Source organism: Halanaerobiales bacterium, assembly GCA_035270125.1.
GTDB lineage: Bacteria > Bacillota > Halanaerobiia > Halanaerobiales > DATFIM01 > DATFIM01.
This window is the reverse complement of sequence record DATFIM010000182.1, coordinates 1-7,702: the sequence shown is the minus strand read 5'-3', so window position 1 is coordinate 7,702 and position 7,702 is coordinate 1. Positions and strand designations below refer to the sequence as shown.

Below are 7,702 nucleotides of genomic sequence, written 5' to 3'. Positions count from 1 at the left end.
ATCGTTGGTCTTTAGAACCTTTTAATGGAGATTGGAGTTCAAGTATTTTTATTTCACAGGATCCAGTGGCCATAGATTCAGTGGCATTTGATTTTTTGAGAAATGAAACAAATTTATTAAATTATACTGAAAATTATCTTCATGAAGCTGCTAAACCTCAGGAATTTTCACGCAAAAGATATGATCCTGAAAAAGATGGAAGTTATCTAACAAGTTTGGGAGTTCATGAGCATTGGAATAATTCTCAAGAAAAATTATATAGTGGCAACCTTAATTCTGATGAGAAAGGTATAGAATTAATTAAAATAAAATAAAAATTTTAAACAGGTCTAATGATGATTCAAAAGGCCTGTTTTTATATATTTATATTAAAAATATTTAAAATATGAAGGGAATAGTCCAGTTATTGCAGAAAATAGTACTAGAGGAGGGACTAAAATGGATGATAATTTTCAAAGTCAGAATAAAATAAATATCGAAATAGATGAATTAAAAGCAGGTATGAAACTTGCTAATGATATTGAGTATGATTTTGGCGGTATTTTACTCCCTGCTGGTACTATTTTAGATAAAAAAAAGATAAAAAGATTAAAGAAACTAAGTTCAGATTATGTTTATGTATATAATGAAAATAAAGAAAAAATACAGAAGAATTTAGATAGAACCCAAAATGCAGAAATGAAATATCAGGAAGAAATAGATGAGATGAAAGGTATATTTAAAAAAGCCAGAAACCTTGAACAAATTGAATATGATGATGTTAAAGATATAACTAAAGATATAATAGGTATCGGTGACGAAAGTGAAATGATCGATTTATTAACTAAAGTTAGAGAGGTTGACCAGTATACTTACTGTCACCTTTTGAATGTAGGAGTTTTGGCTTATATGTTTGGTAATTGGTTAAAATTTGATAAAGAAAGGACTTTTAGACTGACTGAAGCTGGTTTAATGCATGATTTAGGTAAAGCTAAAATTGCCGATGAAATTTTGAATAAACCATCAGAATTAACCAGTGAAGAATATGAAAAAATGAAAAAACATAGTATTTATGGGTATGAAATGGCCCAGAATGCAAAACATGTCGCTGCTGAAACAGCACAGGGAATTTTAACTCATCATGAACGTTATAATGGAAATGGTTATCCTCTAAAATTAAAAGGAAAAGATATACCTCTTTTTGGTAGGATTATTGCGATAGTTGATACTTTTGATGCTCTTACTGCCAACCGTATTTATCAACCTGAGTCAACTCCCTTTGAGGCTATAAAATTATTTAGGGAAGAAACCTTTGGAGATTTTGATTATGATTTACTTAATATTTTTTTAGATAAAATGCCTAACTATTTCGTCAATGAAAAAGTCATTTTAAATAATGGTAAAGAAGCAGAAATAGTATTTATTAATCCCCGCCATCAGGATAAACCAATAATCAGAGTTGATGATTCATATATTGATTTATATAAAAATGATGATATTAAAATAGAAAGAATGGTAGATAGTTATTATACTACTGAGGAATAAAAAAAGTAAATAATTAAAATAAATATTAAACCGAGGAGCCTTGTTAAACTGGCAAGCTTCTCGGTTTTTTGATATTTTTCTCACAAGAAAGAAAAGTCTAAAAACTTTTAAAATTAAGCAGGATAATTACTTTATTTCTTGAAGTTTTTATTAACTCAATTTTTAAATATAATTTTTTTAATATATAAAATAACAATTTTTTGGGGGGCTAATATGGCTAATATAAAACTAGAAGAACTTGATCCGATTATTGAAAAGCATAAAGAGAAAAAGGGAAATTTGATACCGGTACTTAATGATATTCAAAAAAAGATTGGTTATTTACCTTTAGAAGTACAAAAACATGTTAGTAAAAAACTGGAAATACCAATGAGTGAAATTTATGGTGTAATTAGTTTTTATTCAATTTTTAATACTGAACCAAAGGGAGAACATACAATTGGTATATGTATGGGCACTGCCTGTTATGTAAAAGGTGCAGAGGATATAATGGAGAAATTAGAGAATGAATTAGAAATTGAAGTTGGAGAAACAAGTGATGATGATAAATTTACAATGACAGTAACAAGATGTCTGGGAACCTGTAGTATGGCACCTGTAATTATGATAGATGATAAAGTATATGGTGAAGTAACTCCGGAAAAAGTACCGGAAATTTTGGAAAATTATTAGAGGTGAAAATATGGCAAAAAAAGAAATCTTAATTTGTGCTGGAACGGGCTGTCTTTCAGCAGGAGCAGAAGAGGTTGAAGAAGAATTTAAGAGACAACTAAAAAGAGAAGATTTAGATAAAGATTATGAGATAAAAGAAGTGATTAATAAAACAGGATGTGTCGGTCCCTGTAGTCTGGGACCAATTGTAATTATTAAACCTGATAACACTTTTTATGGTAATCTAAAAGTTAGTGATGTTGAAAAAATAGTAATGCAGCATCTAGAAAATGGAGAAGTGGTAGAAGAATTATTAACAAGAGAACATGATGAATCAATAGAAGATTTTAAGTCTCTTAGATTTATGAAGAATCAGCGTAGAATTGCACTTAGAAATACTGGTATTATTGATCCTAATAAAATAGAAGAATATATTGATAGATCTGGTTACCAGGCTCTAAAACGAGTATTAAATGAAAAAAAACCCGTAGAAGTCATTGAAGAAATAAAAAATTCTGGATTAAGAGGAAGAGGTGGAGCAGGTTTTCCCACCGGTCTTAAATGGGAGTTAACTCATAAAGCTGATGGTGATCAAAAATATGTAGTCTGTAATGCAGATGAAGGTGATCCTGGTGCTTTTATGGATCGTAGTATTCTTGAAGGTGATCCTCATAGTGTAATTGAAGCAATGATAATTGCCGGTTATGCTATAGGTGCAGATCAAGGCTTTGTCTATGTAAGAGCAGAATATCCTTTGGCAGTAAAAAATCTTAAGACTGCTATTAAACAGGCTGAAGAAAAAGGATATTTAGGAGAAAACCTATTTGATAGTGAATTTGATTTTAATCTTGAAGTTAGAGTAGGAGCAGGTGCTTTTGTTTGTGGTGAAGAAACTGCCTTAATTGCTTCAATTGAAGGCAAAAGAGGTCAACCTAGTACTAAACCTCCTTACCCAGCTAATTCAGGATTGTGGGGCAAACCTACTGTAATAAATAATGTAGAAACTTTTGCAAATATAGTTCCTATTGTTTTAAATGGTAGTGAATGGTTTAATGATATTGGTACTGAAAATAGCAAAGGTACAAAAGTTTTTGCTGTAGCAGGTGATGTAAAAGATACAGGTTTGGTCGAAGTTCCAATGGGGACTACTTTAAGAGAAATAATTTTTGATATAGCAGGTGGAATACCTGGAGGGAAAGAATTTAAAGCTGCCCAAATTGGTGGGCCATCTGGAGGTACAATACCTAAAGAATATCTTGATCTAGAAATAGATTATGAATCATTAAAAGAAATTGGAGCAATTGTTGGTTCAGGTGGATTAATAGTAATGGATGAAGAAAATTCTATGGTAGATGTTGCTCGTTTTTTCCTTGATTTTACCCAGGATGAATCCTGTGGTAAATGTACTCCCTGTAGAGTTGGAACCAAAAGAATGCTGGATATTTTAGAAAGAATACTTGATGATAATGGGCAAAAGGGAGATATTGAAAAATTAAAGCATCTAGGAAAAGTAATAAAAGAGACTTCCCTCTGTGGATTGGGCCAGACTGCTCCTAATCCAGTATTAAGTACAATTAAATTTTTTGAAGATGAATATGAGGAATTAATTACAGCAGCTGAGGAGGGAAATTAAGTTATGGAAATAACTATAAATAATAATGAATACAAAGCTAAAAAAGGACAAACAGTATTAGAAGTAGCTAAAGAAAATGATATTGATATACCTACTCTCTGTCACAGTCCCTACTTAACTGATGTTGGTGCCTGTCGAATGTGTCTTGTAGAAGATATGGATGATGGTAGCCTAAAAACTTCCTGTACAACTGAAGTTCAGGAGGGTATGGAAGTAAAAACTGATAGTGAAAGAGTTATTGATTCTCGTAAAACTATACTTGATTTATTGATTTCTGATCATCCTCTAGATTGTATGACCTGTGAGGCTGATGGAAATTGTGAATTACAGGATCTTGCCTATGAATATGGAATTAAAAAATCCAGTTATGGTACTAAAAATGAAGAAAGATTTAGTATAGAAAGAGATAATGAATTTATTCAGGTAGATCCTGATAAATGTATTTTATGTGGTAAGTGTGTTAGAGTTGATAAAGAAATACAATGCTCAGATGCTATAGATTTTGTTGAACGTGGTTTTGCTACTAAAATAGGTGCGGCTAATGATGATGGTTTAGGTGGAGAAGAATCTACCTGTGTCTACTGTGGACAATGTGTGGATATGTGTCCAACTGATGCCTTAAGCTATATACCTTCAGAGGGAAAAGGTAGAGAATATGATTTTGAAAAAACTGTAACTACCTGTCCCTACTGTGGTGTTGGCTGTCAGTTAGAATTAAAGACTAAGGGGCGAGAAATAGTAGAAGTTGGTTCTGTTTATAGAGAAAATACTCCCAACCCTGCCGGAGAGAGTTGTGTAAAAGGACGTTTTGGTTATGATTTTGTCAATCATCCTGATCGCTTAACAAAACCTTTAATTAAAAGAAATGGGGAATTTGAAGAAGCAGAATGGGATGAAGCTTTAGAAATTGTTGCAGAAAAACTTACTGAAATTAAAGATGAATATGGTGGAAAAGCTTTAGCTGGCTTGAGTTCTGCTAAATGTACTAATGAAGAAAACTATTTGATGCAAAAATTTATGAGAGCGGTAATTGGTACCAATTCAGTGGATCATTGTGCTCGTCTCTGTCATGCTTCTACAGTTGCTGGTTTAGTTAAGGCTTTTGGATCAGGAGCAATGACCAACTCAATAAGAGAAATAGAAGATTCAGATGTAATTTTTGTTATTGGTTCAAATCCAACTGAAAATCATCCAGTTATTGGTAGTAAAATGAAAAAGGCTTTAAAAACAGGAACAGATCTTATTGTAGCTGATCCTCGTAAAATAGAGCTTTCAGGTATGGCTGATGTTGCTATTCAACAAAAACCTGGATCAGATGTAGCTTTAATCAATGGATTAATGAATGTAATTATTGAAGAAGGTCTTGAAGATAAAGATTTTATTGAAAATAGAACTGAGAATTATGAGTATATGAGAAGTGTAGTAGAAGATTATACACCGGAAAAAGTTGAAGAAATAACAGGTGTTGCTGCTGAAAAAATAAGAAAGGCAGCTAGATTATATGCAAATGGAGACAGAGGTTCAATATATTTTGCAATGGGTATAACTCAGCATAAAACAGGGACAGATAATGTGCTTTCAATAGCTAACCTTGCTCTTCTTACAGGTAATGTTGGAAGAGAAAGTACTGGTGTAAATCCACTTAGAGGTCAAAATAATGTGCAGGGTGCCTGTGACCTTGGAGCACTTTCTAATGTTTATCCAGGTTATCAATCAGTTGATGATCCAGAAATGAAAGAAAAGTTTGCAAAAGCCTGGGAAACAGAAGAACTTACTGAAGAGATAGGAAAAACAGTTGTTGAGATATTTAATCAGGCTGGTGAAGAAATTAAAGGAATGTATGTTATTGGTGAGAATCCTGTTATTTCTGATCCAGATCAAAAACATATTGAAGAGGCTTTAAACAGTCTTGACTTTTTAGTAGTAGAAGATATTTTCCTTACAGAAACTGCTAAATTTGCTGATGTAGTTCTACCTGCTGCTTGTTTTGCTGAAAAGAATGGAACCTTTACTAATACTGAAAGAAGAATTCAAAAAGTAAATCAGGCTATTGAAGCCCCAGGAGAAGCAAGAGCAGATTGGGAAATAATAAGTGAAATTTCTACTAGAATGGGTTATGAAATGGATTATGAATCTCCTGCTGAAATTATGGATGAAATTGCTGAAGTTACACCTATTTATGGAGGTATTCATCTTGATCGACTGGGTGAAAGTGGTCTTCAGTGGCCCTGTACAGATCGCGATGATGACGGAACAAAATATCTCCATAAAGGAGAATTTGCAAGAGGTAAAGGTAAATTCCATACTGTAAGTTATATTCCACCTGCTGAAGAAGTTGATGAGGAATATGATTATATTATGATGACAGGTAGAATGCTTTATCATTTCCATACAGGTACAATGACCAGAAACTCTAAAGCAATTGATAATCATGAACCAGATGCTTATGTAGAAATAAATGAGAAAGACGCTAAGAAATTAAGGATAAGTGAAGGTGATCGGGTAAAAGTTACTTCCAGAAGAGGAAGTGTAAAAACTAATGCCCGCATAGGTGAAAGAGTTCAGGAAGGACAGATATTTATGCCCTTCCATTATGCAGAAAGTCCTGCAAATAGACTTACTAACCCGGTTCTGGACGAAGAAGCTAAAATACCTGAATTAAAAGTAACGGCGGTTAATATAGAAAAAGTAGAATAGATTGAAGGTGATGAATATGAATGTTATTTTGCTGGCAGGTGGTGAAAGTAGTAGATTTGGCAGTAATAAAGCTTTTATCGAATTGAATAATCAACTGATGGTTGAAAAAATAGTGAGAAAGCTTAATGATTATTTCAATAAAATTTACTTAGTAGTTCAAAATAAAGATAAATATTCATTTTTAAAAGATGTAATAATTATAGAAGATTTAATACCTGGAATAGGGCCCTTAGGGGGGCTCTATACAGGTTTGAAATATTCTGATCATGATAAAAATTATTTAACAGCCTGTGATATGCCTTTTTTGGAAGCTGATTATATTCGCTATTTAAAAAACTATGAAAAAGAATATGATGTACTTGTAGGTAAATATAATGGTTATTATGAGCCTTTTGCCAGTGTTTATAAAAAAGAGACATTAAAGGCGATTGAAAGAAATCTTGATTTAGGAAAAAGAAAGATTACTGATTTTTATAGTGAAATTAATTTAAAAATTATTTCTGAAAAACAAATAAAAAAATTGGCTGATCCAGAAAAAATATATTTTAATATTAACTACAAAAAAGATTTAGAAAAAATAAATAAATTTTGTAGTTGATAAAATTTTATAATGCTTTATTTAGGCTGAGGTGAGATTAAATGACAGATTTTTTTGAAAAAAAGGAGATTTTGAGGTTTGAAAATAATAAATTTAAAAAAACTAATGATTATATAGTTAAAGAAGAATTTTATAGACTTATAGTTAATGGAGAGCATTATTATGATATTGCTGCCAGTCCTGTGTATGTAGAAGAGATGGCCCTGGGAAGAGCTTATTGTGAAGGGCTTATTGACGGATTGGACGAAGTATCTGAAATTACTTTTCTTAATGATAAAAATATAATAAAAATAAAAAGTAAAAAAGATTTTAAGAATAAGAATAAAATTACCAAAGAAAAAGATGACTATTTTATTAAAAATAAAATAAAACCTTCTTTAATATTTAAAATCATTAATGACCTCAGTTCTAAATCGAAAATCTTTCAAAAAACAGGCGGAGTTCATAATGCTCTTTTAGCAGATAAAAAAGGAGAAATGATTGCATTTAGAGAGGATATAGCAAGACATAATACTGGTGATAAAATCATAGCTTATATTTTGAAAAATAATCTTGACAGTTCTAATAAAATTCTAGCTCTTAGCTGTCGTATTTCCACA

The 7,702-nt window shown here is 31.6% G+C and carries 7 protein-coding genes; all 7 read left to right on the top strand.

Annotation, left to right across the window (positions count from 1 at the left end):
* On the top strand, window positions 1–314 hold a 314-nt coding region (locus VJ881_09455; GenBank protein HKL76279.1), incomplete at its 5' end, for a hypothetical protein.
* 124 nt (window positions 315–438) lie between these two features.
* Window positions 439–1,524 carry an HD-GYP domain-containing protein gene (locus VJ881_09450; GenBank protein HKL76278.1) on the top strand — a complete coding sequence of 362 codons (1,086 nt, stop codon included), beginning with the start codon at window positions 439–441 and terminating at the stop codon, window positions 1,522–1,524.
* A 213-nt stretch (window positions 1,525–1,737) separates the two neighbouring features.
* Window positions 1,738–2,196, top strand: coding sequence for an NADH-quinone oxidoreductase subunit NuoE (gene nuoE / locus VJ881_09445; protein HKL76277.1), 459 nt, complete (start codon window positions 1,738–1,740; stop codon window positions 2,194–2,196).
* A gap of 10 nt (window positions 2,197–2,206) precedes the next feature.
* On the top strand, window positions 2,207–3,808 hold the full coding sequence (nuoF, locus tag VJ881_09440) for an NADH-quinone oxidoreductase subunit NuoF (GenBank protein HKL76276.1): 1,602 nt from the start codon (window positions 2,207–2,209) through the stop codon (window positions 3,806–3,808).
* A 3-nt stretch (window positions 3,809–3,811) separates the two neighbouring features.
* Window positions 3,812–6,505, top strand: a complete 2,694-nt coding sequence (gene fdhF, locus VJ881_09435) for a formate dehydrogenase subunit alpha (protein HKL76275.1) — start codon at window positions 3,812–3,814, stop codon at window positions 6,503–6,505.
* Between the two features lie 16 nt (window positions 6,506–6,521).
* A complete protein-coding gene (locus VJ881_09430; protein HKL76274.1) occupies window positions 6,522–7,103 on the top strand; it encodes a molybdenum cofactor guanylyltransferase in 582 nt (193 codons plus the stop codon).
* Between the two features lie 41 nt (window positions 7,104–7,144).
* On the top strand, window positions 7,145–7,702 hold a 558-nt coding region (locus VJ881_09425), incomplete at its 3' end, for a formate dehydrogenase accessory sulfurtransferase FdhD (GenBank protein ID HKL76273.1).

Excerpts from the sequence above, each read along its gene's own strand:
- VJ881_09430 (HKL76274.1), top strand. The coding sequence starts at position 6,522 with ATGAATGTTATTTTGCTGGCAGGTGGTGAAAGTAGTAGATTTGGCAGT.
- nuoF (HKL76276.1), top strand. The coding sequence starts at position 2,207 with ATGGCAAAAAAAGAAATCTTAATTTGTGCTGGAACGGGCTGTCTTTCA.
- nuoE (HKL76277.1), top strand. The coding sequence starts at position 1,738 with ATGGCTAATATAAAACTAGAAGAACTTGATCCGATTATTGAAAAGCAT.
- VJ881_09450 (HKL76278.1), top strand. The coding sequence starts at position 439 with ATGGATGATAATTTTCAAAGTCAGAATAAAATAAATATCGAAATAGAT.
- fdhF (HKL76275.1), top strand. The coding sequence starts at position 3,812 with ATGGAAATAACTATAAATAATAATGAATACAAAGCTAAAAAAGGACAA.